Here is a 15435-nt window from a genome sequence, read left to right as displayed (position 1 = left end):
GGAGGTGTCACATGAAAGCCGTACCTAAAGTAAATATAGACGGCCTCTATTTAGAGGATGCGCTTGTGGACGATGCCTTTTCTGGTGTCGTCCCTTTTTATGCGGAAATTGTTCCGCTACTACCCGATCAAGATGGAGTTGATCAAGTGGTAGAAGTGTCAGAAGTTGAGCAGCCAGGGGAAACGCCGAAACCAGTCATCACCGGGTACATTGTCAGTATCCTGGTTACTCCCGGTTTGTACCGTCCACGTTTCGACATTAACACATGGAAGGCGTACCGTGTCGCTGTTGATGCCGCGCTGACTGAGTATCAGCAAACCTATGACGAGTGGGCGGTATTACCCGAAGATGAACGCGGTGACATGCCGATCCTCGAATCTCTACCAGCGCCGGCTCTTTGGATCGAAGGTCTAACCCCGGAAGAAATCGAGGAGTTAACAAAACCTCAACCAGTAGAGCCTAATGAAATGGATCGCTTAGGGAACGAGATGGTAATGTGGGAACTGGAGGCCTTGGAGCTGCGTCAGCAGAACGAGGCACAGGGCGCTCAAATCGTGGGACTTGAATTGCGGTTGCTGTCGCTTGAAAATAGCTGATCGAGAAAGGAGCGGAAGACGATGTTCGAAAACGATTTTGAACGATTGAAGTACTACTATGAAAAGAAGTGGGCGCAGAAGCCTCAATTGAGACAGTATGTCGCGTTTGGCGTGATAACCTCGGAAGAATATGAAGTCATCACTGGTGAGGCATACTAAATGCTGCTATGAATGGCCCCTAGTATAAAAGAGGCTTCAACGGAGAAGGCGGAATCATTCTGGAGAAGCGGAGCGTTCGCCTTTGTTCCCGGATTTTAACCTTATCTATCAAGTTATAAGAAAATCTGGGGGCAACAGCGATCGGAAGAATGATCCGCATGCGGAGTGAAGTTTAGCTAGGAGATAGCATGCACAGAACGACCAAGTAAATCAACAACAAAAGCCCTCGGCTCCTCCGAGGGCTTTTTCACACCTTCCAAACCATTATAAAAGGAGGAACAATTATGTATGAGCAGATCGGTCAGCTGTTTAAGATGCTGGTGGCGGGGACGGGGGCCGTGACAGGGTACGTCTGGGGCGGATGGTCGTTGCCGCTGCATCTGTTGTTGTGGTTCGTGGTGATCGATTGGTTGACCGGTTGGGGCGCGGCCTGGATGAACGGCGAGCTGCGCAGCCGTATTGGTTATACTGGTATTGCACGCAAAATGACCATTTTTCTCATCATCGCTCTGATGCATCTGGTGGACCGGGTGCTGGGAGAGATGAATTATTTTCAGAATACGGTGATCTTCTTCTATCTCGCGAATGAGCTGCTGTCTATTATTGAGAACGTTGGGAGAATGGGGGTACCGATCCCCCAGTCCCTGCGTAATGTGGTACAGGTATTCCAGATCAAATCCGAAGAAGGGGATAAGCCAACCGCACGAAAGGAGGAGAAAAAGGATGAAACCATCTGAATTTATAGCCAAGCTGGCACCTATAGCCACCCAGGATATGCGCCAGTACGGGGTGCCTGCTTCGCTTACGCTCGCTCAGGCAATTTTGGAATCCAATTGGGGAATGAGCGGTCTAACGCAAAAAGCAAACAATCTGTTTGGCATCAAAGGAACCGGTCCGGCGGGAAGCGTCACCATGCAGACAACCGAATACAGGGGGCAGACACCCTATACGACCCAAGCCCAGTTTCGTAAGTATAACAGCTGGAGTGAATCGGTTGCCGATCATACCCGACTGATCCTGAACGGCACACGTGACAAGCCACAGCGTTACCATGGCGTGTTATGGGCGAATTATAAAACAGCGGCGACCGAGATTTGGAGGGGGGGTTACGCTACAGACCCTAATTATCCGAAAAAACTCATCGCCTTAATGGAACAGAATTTGCTCCATCAATATGATTTGCTTAATCCAGAGGAGGAGGAACGCATGAAAATTGAACAATTGACGGCCGAGCTGCAAAAAACACAAGAGCAGATGCAGCAGCTTAGCAAGCAATATGCTTCTGCTATGAAATTGTTAGAGGAGCAGAGCAATACCATGAAGCAGTTGAACACAAGGCTCAAGGCCGTAGAGACAGAGAAACCGGCTAAAGTTCCTGCTTGGGCAGAACCGGCAGTACAAGCTGCACAGCAGGCAGAAGTATTGCATGATCCTGAGGGGAGTTTTGATTTTTATCGAATCATGACCGTGCTGCACCGTTTGGGGTTTTTCGATAGACCGAGTAAGTGAACCGAGAATATAACGTGCAAACTGCTCTCTCAGGTCACATCTATATAATGAAGCGTTATTTTGAACAATAAAGCTGCCCAACCGTTAGAGCGGTATGGGCAGCTTTTGTTGTATGGGTAGATATATATCAGTTAGTGTTTTACTAGTAGATTCGGTTATTCATTTCCCGGAATCGTTCGTTATTAGTGAATTCGAACATTCCTTACCCTTCCGACGAATGTCATGCTTGATTGTTCGATGAATTCCTGTCCGTGCATTCACCTTAATAATAATTCACTACGTAAACTCATAATAACATGCTCCTCATCGTTTGTTACTTAACAATACAACCCAGCTCACTTCACCCTCACCGTCCCCACCCCTTGCGCTTGATTCCCCGCATGGTCCGTCACAGTATAAGTAACGGTGTAGATTCGGCTTTGGCCACGCTCCGACTTCTCTGCGCGCAGCCGGAAATGGGTATCATAGGTGCCGAACTCGGCATCTTGTATATCCCGTCCCCCGGCGCTTCGATTGTCTTTGCTTTCCCTGTTACCCATATCCTTATCTTTACCGTTCACAATCTCCGATGTATCTCTGCTATGCCCCTTGCCGCCCGCACTCTCCACGGTAATAGAGGTCAGCACGACTGACGCAACGCCGGAGCCTTCATCGCTGGATTCGAGGTCAGCGTGAATATCGACCATTTTGTGGTTCGGCGCTTTTAGTACGGAAGGCGAGAGTGTAACCGTAAGCACCGGGGCGATTTTATCGATGTTCGATACGGTTGCCGTAACGGTGCCTTCATTGCCGTCTGCATCCTCATATTCGAAGGTAAATGAACCGTTCTCGGTAAATTTGTAAGTTGGAGATCCGCCGTTATTAATGACGGTAATTGGACTCTCCGAGACTAAGGCTGCAACAACGTCTCCATTCGTCGAGGCCGTCGTGCTGTACTCCAAGCCCACGGTGAGATCGGTATACGTGACACCCGGTGCGGCGGTAAAGTTCTCTCCTATGTTATCCAGCGCATTGCCGCTTAGCTTGATATTCCGGCCTGCCTTGAGCTGAATCCCGTTGCTGTTACCGGTGATGGTGTTGTTCAGAATCTGCACGTTCTCCGGGTCTCCGGCTCCGATGCCTCCCGCGTTGGTGTCCCCGTTGTCGTGCTCGAGCAGGATGCCCCAATAATGCTCGGCGGTGTTCTGGCGGATCGTGTTGCCCTTGATGATCGTGCCCGGCCCGTTCAAAATGTTGATGCCTGCCGCGTTAGGAATATCGGCGGTATTCTCGATCCGGTTGTTCTCGATGATGGTATCCGGCGATCCCATTGATACGACGATGCCTTCCCGCGCATTGCGGATCATGTTGTCGTGAACATAGTTTTGCGGGCCGGATTTACTGTGATTGGTCGGGGCGGTTCCCCCGGTATTCCCGATACCGATGCCGCCGCCATACGGCATGTCGGTGATAAGATTATTGTGAATCTCGTTAAAATACTCCAGCTCCCCGTGCAGATCAATTGCATCCAGCCGGACTTGGTGGAATTCATTATGCCGGATCACATTGTTATGGGCCACATATTGAATGAGTGCGCCGTGACGAAGGTAAGGTCCCTCGAAGGATGAGTCCTCGACCAGATTCCACCTGGTATCATTGGCAAACCCATTGCGGTCGACCTTTGGCACGCCCTGAATGGATACACCGTACCCGGCACCGCCCGGTCCAAGGTCCGTGGCATTTCGGAACGTGGTGTTGCGGACAACGATGTCATGGCTGTTCTCGATGCGGACACCCATGCGGCTGAATTTCTCGATCGTCACGTTGTCGATCGTGATGTTGTACGATGGCGTCTCGCCATAATTAGCGGCAATGATCATCATGTCCGGACCGCCGGCATCCGGGTTGTTGATTCTGTGATCGGTCGTATATTGACCTTCCCAAGCGGAGGTCAGCGTCAGATTGGAGATGGTCAGATCATGCTGCTTGGCGGATCTCAGCATCGTGCTGTTCCGGACCTTGTTCAGCGAGGTCTTCAGGATCGCGCCGTTCTGGCTTTCCCCCCGTAAATTGACCTCCGATTTCAGTATTAGATTGGTCAGGCCATCTGGAGTACTGTTTAAGTTGTATACGCCATTCGGGAAAAACACCTCGTCTCCCGGGACTGCTTCATCTATCGCTCGTTGAATTGCCGGTCGATCGTCCGAAGCATTGTCTGCAGGATCTGCTCCGTAATCGACCACGTTCAACGTCCTTCCGGTAGCAACAAAAGCCTGATGCACCGGATGGTTGCTCCCGTCCGCATTTTTCATGCCGGGAGCGGTAAAAGGGACGGTTCCTTCCGGTGGTTGCGGCACAAAATCCGGAATGATCGCCACGGGCGTATCCCCGTTAGCGAAAGGCGGATAGATATGGACCTCCGTCAGGCTCGTATAGGCACTGCCGTCCGAATTTCCGCGCCCGGTCAGCTTCACGTAACGTGCACTCGTGTCCGGAACGTTAAAAGGCTGCATCGCGGTGGTGGTTCCGCTGCTCGAACCGTTGAACAGGGGAGACCAGGACACGCCGTCATCTGAGGTTTCGATATCGATCTCCGTAGCGCGAACGTTCCCTTTATAGAAGGCAATGCCCAGGTAGCCGATGTCCCGGGCCTCGCCGAGATCGTACATGATCCACGGACCGTCGCCGGCGGCAGACCAGCGGGTGTACAGATTCTGGTCCAAGGTATTATCCTCGATGTTGCCATCGCTGCCGCTTGCCGTGACCGAGGTCACAGGCCAAGGGGCTAAGGGAGCGCTAAGCGTCGTAACCGACAACGTAAGCGGAACCGGACTGACGTTTCCGGCGGCATCCACGGCCTCGACCTTATAGCTGTACTCCGTGTGCGGAGACAGTCCTTCTATTTCATAGCGGGTGATGTCGGAGCTCAGCTCCGTTACTTTGACGTCATTTTGATAAACGTTATACTTCGCAACCAACTTGTTGTCTTCCGCCGAAGGCCATGCCAGGTGCACATAATCTTCGCCGATACTGCTGACGGACAGGCGGCTTCCGTGCGGCCAGGACGGCGGCGTCGTATCCTGACTAGAATCCACCAACTCGCTTACGACCAACACAGGCCTTGGATTGCTGGAGCCGTTGGCTTCCTTGGTATAGATATTGACGCTGACACCGGTTTGGGCCGCATCCGCAAGGAGAAACGATACGCTGCCATCTGCTAGATGACTGCGGACATAATCCGTCACATCGACGCTGTACACCTCCGGCCGGCCGCTATTCTCGGCCTTTACGGTAAACGATCCCACATAAGCGGCCGGATCGAGGCTGTTCACGGGCGCATTGTTCCAGGTTAGATCGTTTTCATTCCAAGCGGTGTCCTCGATTCCATAAAGGGAGAGTTCTAGATTCGTGTTGCTGGTGCCTTTTTTCGCAGCGACCTGAAATTCGTAGCGGTAGTCAGGGTCGCTCAGGGTGGAAGCATCGAATTTGAAATAGACAACCTTTTTGTTGGTTGTACCGGATGATACGCTGAGAAGTCCGATACTTGTGCCGGTAGCCGAGTTGATATTGGTATCAGGTTTAGAGCTGTCGATTAGGGCATCGTCTGTAGGGCCCAAACGGCCAACCTCAACGGGAACGCCCGGAGAGGGATCTGTAGGATCGGTCGGGTCCGTTGGATTGGTTGGATCTGTAGGATCCGTCGGATCAGGCGGCGTGTAGCCGTCCTTGTAGAGGATCGGTGTCGTTACCTCCAGATTCTTCACGTGCTGATCCATGAAGGCCCAAGCTTCGGCATCCGCGATTGCCTTGGCTTCTCCGGTAAAACCGTGGCCCTGGCCGGGCACGATCTCAAAATCCACGACCGGCACTCCGGCATCGGTCAACTGATCGGCGAAGGTCACGCTGTCGGTATATGGGATGGTGGCATCCGCGTCTCCATGGCGGATCCAGAACGGCGGATCATCAGGAGTGGCATACGTTCCCGGCATGGCAAGCCGTGCTTCAATCGGAACGGACAGGGCGTTATGCCCGCCGAGCAGTTTCGTGACCGAGCTGTAGCGGTCAGCAAAATCAGTCGTGAAATCGGCCGGTCCGTACCATTCCACCACAGCCTGCACCTTGGTGGAGTATTCCGGCCAGCCTCCCGTGCCTTCGATATCGGGCAGATGAACCGTATCTCCGGTATCCAGCGTAACCGTATCCTCCATGGTCAGGTCTCCGGTCGTTCCCAGCAGGGAAGCGAGATGCCCTCCCGCCGAAGTTCCCCAAACGCCGATACGACTCGGATCGATGTGGTACTGCTCGGCATGGGCGCGCAAATAGCGGATGGCCAGTTTCACGTCTTGAATTTGGGCCGGGTAAGGCGCTTCGGGGGTTAGGCGGTAGCTTAAGGATACGCCGATGTACCCGCGTTTAAGGACATAGTTGCAAATGCTGCCCAGGGCGTTTTTGCGGTCGCCTTTATTCCAGCCTCCGCCGTGAATGTAGATCATGACCGGCATAGGCTCGGCTGGCGGCGTGCTCGGAACAGCGATGGACGTATAGAGGTCCCGGTCGCCGGCTTTGCCGATCAGAACATCCTCATAAAGGGTTACGCCTTCCGGAGCAGGGTATGGGCCGGTTTCGGTCGGCGGGGGTTCAGGCACGGGATCGACCGCAGGCGGAATGCCGGGGATGGCCTGGCCTGACAGCGAGACGCTGTCGATGTACATATTCGCGTTCATCGGATCACCTACCCGGAACTGGATTCGTACATTTGGGTTGCTGCTTGCTTCCGGCGGCAGCGTCCAAGTCTTCAGCGTGTTGGATTCGCTGCGCGGCGCTTCGGGCGTTCCCGGGGCCAGTTTAAACTCCTCCAGCGTGCTCCAGGTCGCTCCGCCGTCACCGGACCACTCGGCCACAATGCTTCCGCTGACATAGGATGAGGCTCGCGTATAATAGCTCAGCTTAATGTTGCCATACCCCGTCGTATTGACAGGCAGATAGACGGAGTCGGTTACATCGATCTTCATAAGGTTTGGCGTGGACGGCGCGCTGCTGGATACGGAGGTTTTGGCTTTACTCCCGCCATCCCCGGTCTGAACCCAAGGCAGCGGAATGACGACACCACCCGTGGTTCCGTAGCGCTCCGAATCAAAATTATCGGAGAAGAAGAGAATATCCGGCCCTTCTGGTTCCGGCAGGGGATCGGAATTCGATGCAAAAGATTCATCCGCAAGATCAACCTCTGCCGCAGGTTGTGCCGATACGGCCATAAGCTGCGCTGGTGAAACCATGATGCTCATTACGATCAGAAGGCAGAGGATCAGGCATGAGATCCGGTTAAGTTTCTTTTTCAACATTTCATCCCTCGCTTTTCAATATGGGTGTATGAAGCTCGTTTAAGAAACCCGGAAGCCGTCGTTTGACTGCCCCGGGATGGGATTAGGCTAGTGGATGTCAGCGGTGCATGCGGGTAAGGGAGAAGAAGGTGGCTTTGACATGATCGGATTGATCAGGAGTGGTATCCGATTTGTTTTGGTTGTAGACGCCGGCTTTGAAGTACAGATACTTATCGTTATAACCGCTAGGGAGGGTATGCGTCACGGTGGTGGCCGATCCGCCCTCAGGGGTTATTTTCACTGTCATAAGAAGCCCGGTCACCTTGACTTCATAACTCCATTTCTGGCCAAGGGCAATGCCGTTTGCAGGATTTAGCTGGTTCGGTCCGCCGAGAATGTTCACCCAGGTGTTGTTGTTGTCCAGGTCATCGGTTCCAAAATAAACGGCACCCTTGCTGTCCGAAGGACGCTTGTGGTAATAGAGCCGTATCGGTTCGGTGCTGGGGCCATGGATTTGCCCGACCACGACGCGGCCGATTTTATCGGCTTCGTTCCCACTGACGGAGACATGATCCACGCGTAAGGTAGCATTCATCGTTCCGTCCACGCCGCCTGCCTGAGATTTTATGGATGGGGAGGAGGTAGAGGTTACCCAGTTGTTGGCACATGAGGAGGCGCTGTTTGTCGACGGATTCAGCATCTCCCTAAGTTCGGATCGGGTGTAAGTGCTGTTCGCGGTGGTCTCGCCGATATTAGGCGATGTGAATACCATGCCGCCGGTGACGGGATCGGTATAGAACCAATCCGGATGCACATACCCGCTGGCGAGTGTTCCGGCCTGGATCTCGGACGCGTCGGGCAGGGTGATTTTCCATTTGGTTAGGTCAAAGTTGCCCGAAGGGGGTTTAGCCGGGTCAAGGGTTCCACCTCCTCCATCCGCAGTACCTCCCCAAATTTCGACCTCAGTGTAACTGTTCCAGTCATTGGAGGTGTTGCCGTAGCCCACAATGCGTACATACCGGGCTTCCACGACGGGGATGGGGAAGGATTGCAGCTGGTTGTTTTGAGCGCTAGTGACAGTGTTCCGTGCCTGAATCCAGTTGGAGCCATCGGTTGAGGTCTGAATATCGAAGGTGAAATTGCGCGAATCTCCGTTGTAAAACGCGATTTTAACCATTGAAACCGGGTTGACAGATCCTAGATCCAGCCTCAGCCAACTGCCGTCACCTTCGCCGGACCAGCGTGTGCTAAGACTGCCGTCCACCGCTTTGGATGCATCGCAAGCGCAGCGAGAGTCATAGCTGCTTGCCGATGCGGAAACCGAGTATTCGCTCTCTCCGGCGGCCAATCCGCGTCCTTCAAACAGAGGAGCAAACACTATGGCTGCACTGAGTAGGCAGAACGTTAGTTTTTTCGAAAAAGCATGCCTTCGTTTCACAGCAATCCCTCCCGTATAATGGTGAAAACCCTTATGAATTATCATTTCCCTCCTTTCCGTGGTGCGCTTTAAGACAGGAATGACAGCGCTTACCTAACAACGTAGCAAGAATGCGCGCACAGGTCTTGTGTTAATCCTATAAGCGCTTGGCATTTTTGCATAATGGAGGAATTATTGATGCTTCTGCCTCCTGTGGGTGCGAAATAGCGTATTGGAGATTGCAAATCATCTTGTTAATGTTTTGCTCCACCACCCTGACGGGAATATCGTGTCTGGTGGATAACGTATGACACGATTCGGGTATACAAGGAGGAACGGGTTTACTTGGGAATCATATTTTTCTTTCAGCTGCCGGATGGCATATAATCTAAAGAACGAACGATTTCGAATCGACCCTATACAGATAAAACAGGAGTGGGATAAATGACACTGAAGGAGCTTAGAGAGCATCGCCAATATCCGGAGCAAACGAAGTCGGATGCTTCGCGCGCGGTATATGAGCGGGATTATTCGCGCCTGATCCATTCGCCGACGTTCCGCCGGCTGCAAGGAAAATCACAGGTATTCGGTGCCGGCACCGGCGATTATTACCGGACGCGCTTAACGCATTCGCTTGAGGTTGCACAGATTGCGCGTGAAGCAGCGCGAAGCCTGACCCGCAATTACCCTGAAGTGATGCCGGAACAGGCGGAGAACGCAGGGCTGATGATTGACCCCGAGGTGGTGGAATGCGCGGCGATCGCGCATGATTTTGGGCATCCTCCATTCGGTCACAAGGGCGAAGAGGTGCTGCAGGGCATTCTGGAGAAACATATTGACCGGAGAACCGAGAAGGAGCTGACACGTCAGCCGGGCACGCCGACACCGGAGCAGGCAGCCGAGGTACAGCAGGCGATGCGGCGCAAGTATGAGCATTTTGAAGGGAATGCGCACAATTTTCGGCTGATCATGTTTTTGGAGAAAAGAGAGAACGTTAACGGACTCAATCTGTCCGATGCGGTGCTGCTTGGCATCAATAAATATCCGTTCTCCGGGTTGGATAATCACAAGGGGATGTACCGTCATGAATGGGAATACATCTCCCATATCCGAAAGGAGTGGCAAATTCCCGGCACGCATCGAACGCTCGAAGCGCAGCTGATGGATCTGTGCGATGACATCGCCTATTCCGCGCATGATCTGGAGGATGGCATCAAAGCCGGGAAGATCGAGGTGCATGAACACTTTTTGCGGGACAGTCACTTGAACAAACTGATCGTGCAGAAGATCATGACACTGGAAGATGAGGTATGGAAGGGATGGACCAAGGAGCAGATCCAACCGAAAGTGGATTTGGTGCTGGACGAGTTTCTGAAAATCTGGAACGAGAAAATGCCGACCTGCGAGAATGACTATTCCCGTACCCGACGGGAGGTCAAGGCCTACTGGGTTAGCCTGTTTGTAGGCAGCTTGGGCGTAATTACGAACGGGGATTGGAAAAAGGTGACGTTTGTCAAAGACGGCGTGGAAGATGAGGATATGCTACGTACAGTCAGCGTCCTGAAGAGTTTTGCCTGGGTGACCATGATTCGCGACCTGCGGGTGCAGCGCCTGCAGAAGCGGAGCGAATGGATCATCAAGCGCTTGTGGGATGCTTTTCTGGATCCTGTCGCCTCAACGGCGATCATTCCGTCCGACTGGCTTCAGCGCTATGAAGCGGACCAGAAGCGGGCGCAGCCGATCTGGACGTGGGAGCATATGGTGATTGATTATATCGCGGGCATGACGGACGCTTTTGCCGAGAAAATCTACAACGAGCTGTATGGCCTCAAGGTAGGCTCGATCTACGATTTGGATTAGCAGCGGCGAGCAGGTGTGTGGTTGCGTTGATAATGGTTCAGCTACCACCTGCTAATGAACCTGCATTCTATTCTATAGGAAGTTGAAATGCTGACGGAAAGGGGGATTGTATGAATAACCAATTGAAACTGAGCGTGCTTGATCTGGTTCCGCGTTTTGGAGAGAGTACGTTCGAAGAAGCCTTGCAGCAGGCGGTGATATTGGCTCAGAATGCGGAAGCATGGGGCTACGGGCGCTACTGGGCGGCAGAGCACCATGATCTGGAGCATTTGTCCTGTGCATCGCCCGAGATTTTGCTATCCCATATCGGCGCTAGGACCGCGCGCATTCGGCTCGGCTCCGGGGCCGTGCTGCTGCCCCACTACAGCCCGCTGAAGGTGGCGGAGAATTTCCGCATGCTGGCAGCGCTGTACCCCGGACGCATCGATCTCGGGATTGGGCGGGCGCCGGGAGGTTCGGCGCATACGAGTATGGCGCTCAGCGGAAATTTTCTGGGTCATGTGGCGGATTTGCCACAGCGGATTCGGGCATTAACCGAACTGCTGGAGGATCGTTATCGCTACGAAGACGTGCCGGTTGCTGCGAAGCCGGTGCCCGTAACCCCGCCCGTAATGTGGATGCTCGGCACGAATACGAAGAGTGCGGGTTATGCGGCTGAATTCGGTACGGGCTATGTATTCGGCCAGTTTATGAGCGATACAGACGGGGCGGAAGTTCTCCAATCTTACAGGGAAGCTTATCGGCCAAGCGCTCATCAGCATGAACCGCGCGCAATGGTGGCGGTAAGCGTGGTATGCGCGGCGACGGAGGAACAGGCGCAGAAGCTTGCCGCGGAAATACCCCGACCAGGGCAGGGCAGCGTATCGACGGGCCGTAAGGAAACGGCCGATCATGAACAAAGCCCAGTCTTGGCTGCGATCGGACAAGCAGAAATTGGTGGGAGCGGCGGCGATACACATTCCAGTGGCAGAACAGCAGCCACGATCCATGAAGGGGATCCTCAAGGGAATTCAGCGTCAGAATCCGGAGATCCGGCCCCGTCCGGTTCCGATTCGTCAGGCCCATCCCAGCGGCTGATCATCGGCACGCCTGCAAGTGTGCGAAACAGACTGCAGCATATGGCAAAGCAGTATCGGTGTGACGAGTTCCTGATCGTCACGCCGGTAAGTGATTACAATGCACGGCTGGAATCCTATCGGCTGTTAATGGAGCAGCAGTCAACTGCTGCACATATATAATAGAAGAGAGACGAAATTAAATGATGCATTCAAACGATAATGACATTACTTTTGGTCCATCCTTCATAAGCGATAAGTCCACTTATCTGTACACGTATGCCTGTCATGAAACGGAGCGTGAGCTGTGCTTGATGGAGCTGACGGAGCTGTTCGGTCATGAGCCTGACGGTGAGGATTGGCTGGTAAGCGAGCAATGGGTTGATCCGGATCGGAGCCCGTTCTTATCAGCCTGTATCGACGTCAGGATGACTGGAGAATCCATCGAAGAAATGGCCGAGCAAGCAGACCGCATTCATCTTAACCACGCAAGCTTCAAAGTCGTCTGTCTCAAGGCGGGAGATCGGTTCAGTTATGAACAATCACGCGGGTATGAGCGGGTGGTAGGCCGCCAAACTACAGGAATTGCACAGATGAAAGCCCCGGATGTCACGCTCGGTATGATATCAACAGGCGGCATCTGGAGATTGGGACTCCTTCATGAACCTGAACGCGCATGGCTGAAGCATAAACAGAAGCCGCAAAATTACTCCACAGGCCTCAGCTCGCGCATCGCGAGGGCACTGGTCAACCTGGCAGTTCCTCGATTAAGCGAAGTGACGCTCCTGGATCCCTGCTGCGGCATGGGGAATGTATTAATCGAGGCGTTCTCGATGGGAATCGCGGCCGAGGGGCGTGACATCAATCCGCTTGCCATTCGGGGAGCGAGGGTGAATCTGAGGCACTACGGTTATGATGACAACAAAGTTGCCATTCAGGATATGAATACATTGCAAGGGCATTATGATGCCGCGATCCTGGATCTGCCGTATAATCTGTGTTCTGTTTTCCCGGAGGGAGAGAAGCTGCAGATGCTGCAAAGCTTACGTCGGTTGTCAGATCGAGCTGTCATCGTCAGCACAGAGCCATTACACGAGTTGCTGATGAGCACGGGCTGGAAGGTCCTGCGTCATTGCACGACCCGCAAGGGGAGTTTTGTGAGGGATATCTGGTTGTGCGAATAGTGGTGCCACCTATCTATTCTCCAGGGTCATAACGATATTTCTCTAAATCGATGATGCCTTTGGGATTGACAGCAACGCCTTCATCCTGGAGGTACAGCTCCTGCATGAGTCTGGATTCATCGTCCTTGATGGCGATTTCTCCTTTTGCGTTGACGACCCGATGCCACGGCAGCTTGTGAATGTGACTGAGGGTGTGAAGTATTCTGACGACTTGTCGTGCGCCCCTTGGGCTGCCGGCCAGTCTGGCCACCTGTCCGTACGTCATGACATATCCTTCCGGAATGCTCCGGATCACTTCAATTACACGTTCCGTATACGGCTGCATCGATTCTCTCTCCCATTGCGTATAAATGTAGATAAAAAGGGGCGTCCCGGAAGGAATGAAAACCTCGGGACGTTCCTTTTGTTGTATAGATCTTGTGGTCTTTGTTGCACGATCGATTCCCGGCTCCTTTGAGAGCAGGATAAAAGCTGTGTTTAAGAACTTGTTACCTGGTCTTAGTACGACTTGCTATAGTCGATTACATTTCGCGACAGGGGCTTACCGCCTACATAATTCTGCAAATTCTCCAGGAAAATATCCACGGCACGCTCGCCGTAGCGATCCGTATCGCCCGCCATATGCGGGGTCATGATGACGTTGTCCATGGACCACAGCGGATGGTCTGAAGGAAGCGGTTCTTCCTCGAAGACATCCAGTCCAGCACCTGCTAAGGCTCCGGATTGAAGTGCCCGAATCATGTCTTCGGTTACTACGGTTTGACCCCGGCCCACATTAACGAAGAAGGCGGAGTCCTTCATCGCCGAGAATCTTGCCTCATTGAACAGTCCGCGGGTATCATCCGTGAGCGGCAGGATGTTCACGATATAATCACCTTCAGCCAGCGCTTCATCGAGCTGATCGACCTTATACATCGCTTCCACATAAGGATCGGATTTGCCGGAATGACGGACCCCGACGGTCCGCATACCGAACGCCTGGGCCACGCGCGCTGTATGACTGCCGATCTGGCCGACGCCGACGATGACGATGGTTTTGCCTGCCAATTCCGTGAACGTGCCGGACGTATCCCATTTGTTGTTCGATTGCTGTCGAATGGCTAGATGAAGGTTGCGCGTGAAGGCCAGAATCATCGCAAAAATATGCTCCGTGATCGGAACGCTATGTACGCCGCTGGCATTGGTAAGCTGAATGCCCTTTTCTTCGAGCTCTTTGAGCGGCATTTTATCGACACCGGCTGACCATGCTTGAATCCATTTCAGGTTACTGTCCGCAGACAATATATCCTCCTGTACGGAGCGTGACCAGCCAATCATGATTTCGGCATCCTGAACGATGCTTGGCGTAAGCTCTTTCGCTTTCGTAACCAGCAGCTCGTAGTGAGGGGCGATATCCCTGATTTTTTGCTGTTGTTCCGTGGTTAAGTCGTGTATGGCAACGATTTTCGGCATGGTGCTACCTCCTAAGGAATGTGATATAAACCAGAATAAAAGTGTTAAACTCTTTGGGAACATATTATCAGAAATCATCATTTTGCGCATGGACGAACTGTCCCGATTGGAAAATTTGTACATGAATTTTTGTCCGGTTTATGGTAAATTGAAGCTTCATCATATTTTTAGGCGAATTTGATGCACCCCTCATACTATTTTTAGGTATTGTTGCTCAAACTATAAACGAACCAAGAAAACATGGTGCTTATTGCGGCCAAGCGGCTGCTTAGGATAAAAGAGATTGGAAGGAAGTGTCTTAGTTGAGCCATTCGGCTGAGGGAGCTATGGATCGTTTATTTGTTGCCGTCCATCTGCCTTCGGAGGTGTCGTCCCGAATTCAGGAATGGACGGAAACATTGGGGGAGCAGGTAACTTTTAAAAAATGGGTTCATCCGCAGGATTACCACATAACCTTACAGTTTCTAGGCGATACGCCGTCAAATCGCATAACTGAGCTCACAGCGGCGCTGCAGGAAGTCGCTAAGGAGCATAAGCCCTTCAAGCTTGGCCTTTATGATGCCGGCGTGTTTGGGGCAAGCGTCTCGCCAAGAATTTTATGGGCGGGAGTCGGCGGGGATTTGAATGCTCTGTCTCAGCTTCAGCAATCGGTGGTATCGAGGATGGAGGCTTTCGGATTTGTCCCGGAGGAGCGACCGTTTCGTCCGCATATTACGGTTGGCCGGAAATTTCAAGGAAACCACAAATTTTCATTGGATGTTATCGGAACAGGACCCAGGCCCATCCAGTGGGAAGTGCAGCAGCTCGTTCTTTTTCGAACAAATTTGCATGCAACTCCAATGTACGAAACAGTAGGTGTGGCGCGGCTTTCGACCATTTTCTGAAACTGAAAATAGAATGTTC

General features: G+C 52.7%; 12 protein-coding genes. 8 read left to right on the top strand and 4 right to left on the bottom strand.

Annotation, left to right across the window (positions count from 1 at the left end; genetic code table 11):
* Window positions 1–11: 11 nt before the first annotated feature.
* From AC0VZ8_RS28280 to AC0VZ8_RS28265, 4 genes are all read left to right on the top strand, one after another.
* Complete coding sequence (locus AC0VZ8_RS28280) at window positions 12–596, top strand: hypothetical protein (RefSeq protein ID WP_475485157.1); 585 nt, start codon at window positions 12–14, stop codon at window positions 594–596.
* 21 nt (window positions 597–617) lie between these two features.
* Window positions 618–755, top strand: a complete 138-nt coding sequence (locus AC0VZ8_RS28275) for an XkdX family protein (RefSeq protein WP_076324751.1) — start codon at window positions 618–620, stop codon at window positions 753–755.
* Between the two features lie 284 nt (window positions 756–1039).
* Entirely contained in the window at window positions 1040–1492 is a 453-nt protein-coding gene (locus AC0VZ8_RS28270) for a phage holin family protein (protein WP_475485156.1), read from the top strand.
* Window positions 1479–2264: a glucosaminidase domain-containing protein gene (locus AC0VZ8_RS28265; RefSeq protein WP_260067950.1), complete on the top strand. Its 786-nt coding sequence runs from the start codon at window positions 1479–1481 to the stop codon at window positions 2262–2264. The genes AC0VZ8_RS28270 and AC0VZ8_RS28265 overlap by 14 nt, the downstream gene beginning before the upstream one ends.
* A gap of 335 nt (window positions 2265–2599) precedes the next feature.
* Here the strand turns inward: AC0VZ8_RS28265 and AC0VZ8_RS28260 are convergent, their stop codons facing one another.
* Both AC0VZ8_RS28260 and AC0VZ8_RS28255 read right to left on the bottom strand, forming a co-directional pair.
* Entirely contained in the window at window positions 2600–7585 is a 4986-nt protein-coding gene (locus AC0VZ8_RS28260; protein ID WP_475485155.1) for a CBM96 family carbohydrate-binding protein, read from the bottom strand.
* A 97-nt stretch (window positions 7586–7682) separates the two neighbouring features.
* Window positions 7683–9002, bottom strand: a complete 1320-nt coding sequence (locus AC0VZ8_RS28255) for a polysaccharide lyase family 7 protein (protein WP_475485154.1) — start codon at window positions 9000–9002, stop codon at window positions 7683–7685.
* Window positions 9003–9425: 423 nt separating this feature from the next.
* Here AC0VZ8_RS28255 and AC0VZ8_RS28250 point away from each other — a divergent pair, with 423 nt between their 5' ends.
* The 3 genes from AC0VZ8_RS28250 (at window position 9426) to AC0VZ8_RS28240 (ending at window position 13080) form a co-directional block, all read left to right on the top strand.
* Window positions 9426–10841 (top strand): deoxyguanosinetriphosphate triphosphohydrolase family protein, encoded by a 1416-nt coding sequence (locus AC0VZ8_RS28250; RefSeq protein ID WP_071222477.1) that lies wholly within the window; start codon window positions 9426–9428, stop codon window positions 10839–10841.
* A gap of 110 nt (window positions 10842–10951) precedes the next feature.
* Entirely contained in the window at window positions 10952–12079 is a 1128-nt protein-coding gene (locus AC0VZ8_RS28245; protein WP_475485153.1) for an MsnO8 family LLM class oxidoreductase, read from the top strand.
* A 20-nt stretch (window positions 12080–12099) separates the two neighbouring features.
* Window positions 12100–13080 carry a TRM11 family SAM-dependent methyltransferase gene (locus tag AC0VZ8_RS28240; RefSeq protein ID WP_475485152.1) on the top strand — a complete coding sequence of 327 codons (981 nt, stop codon included), beginning with the start codon at window positions 12100–12102 and terminating at the stop codon, window positions 13078–13080.
* A gap of 13 nt (window positions 13081–13093) precedes the next feature.
* Here the strand turns inward: AC0VZ8_RS28240 and AC0VZ8_RS28235 are convergent, their stop codons facing one another.
* Window positions 13094–13405 (bottom strand): MGMT family protein, encoded by a 312-nt coding sequence (locus AC0VZ8_RS28235; RefSeq protein ID WP_071222479.1) that lies wholly within the window; start codon window positions 13403–13405, stop codon window positions 13094–13096.
* A 173-nt stretch (window positions 13406–13578) separates the two neighbouring features.
* Entirely contained in the window at window positions 13579–14532 is a 954-nt protein-coding gene (locus tag AC0VZ8_RS28230) for a D-2-hydroxyacid dehydrogenase (RefSeq protein WP_475485151.1), read from the bottom strand.
* Window positions 14533–14834: 302 nt separating this feature from the next.
* Between AC0VZ8_RS28230 and thpR the strand changes: the two genes are divergently transcribed.
* Entirely contained in the window at window positions 14835–15416 is a 582-nt protein-coding gene (gene thpR / locus AC0VZ8_RS28225) for an RNA 2',3'-cyclic phosphodiesterase (protein ID WP_475485150.1), read from the top strand.
* Window positions 15417–15435 lie beyond the last annotated feature (19 nt).

The sequence above is a fragment of the Paenibacillus sp. QJM3NY_38 genome, from assembly GCF_056173265.1.
Note: the sequence above shows the minus strand (reverse complement) of the source record. Positions and strands in the feature narration are given on the sequence as shown.

Bases quoted from the DNA above. Each gene is read 5' to 3' on its own strand.
- AC0VZ8_RS28280 (WP_475485157.1), top strand. From the start codon at position 12: ATGAAAGCCGTACCTAAAGTAAATATAGACGGCCTCTATTTAGAGGAT.
- AC0VZ8_RS28275 (WP_076324751.1), top strand. From the start codon at position 618: ATGTTCGAAAACGATTTTGAACGATTGAAGTACTACTATGAAAAGAAG.
- AC0VZ8_RS28270 (WP_475485156.1), top strand. From the start codon at position 1,040: ATGTATGAGCAGATCGGTCAGCTGTTTAAGATGCTGGTGGCGGGGACG.
- AC0VZ8_RS28265 (WP_260067950.1), top strand. From the start codon at position 1,479: ATGAAACCATCTGAATTTATAGCCAAGCTGGCACCTATAGCCACCCAG.
- AC0VZ8_RS28260 (WP_475485155.1), bottom strand. From the start codon at position 7,585: ATGTTGAAAAAGAAACTTAACCGGATCTCATGCCTGATCCTCTGCCTT.
- AC0VZ8_RS28250 (WP_071222477.1), top strand. From the start codon at position 9,426: ATGACACTGAAGGAGCTTAGAGAGCATCGCCAATATCCGGAGCAAACG.
- AC0VZ8_RS28245 (WP_475485153.1), top strand. From the start codon at position 10,952: ATGAATAACCAATTGAAACTGAGCGTGCTTGATCTGGTTCCGCGTTTT.
- AC0VZ8_RS28240 (WP_475485152.1), top strand. From the start codon at position 12,100: ATGATGCATTCAAACGATAATGACATTACTTTTGGTCCATCCTTCATA.
- AC0VZ8_RS28235 (WP_071222479.1), bottom strand. From the start codon at position 13,405: ATGCAGCCGTATACGGAACGTGTAATTGAAGTGATCCGGAGCATTCCG.
- AC0VZ8_RS28230 (WP_475485151.1), bottom strand. From the start codon at position 14,532: ATGCCGAAAATCGTTGCCATACACGACTTAACCACGGAACAACAGCAA.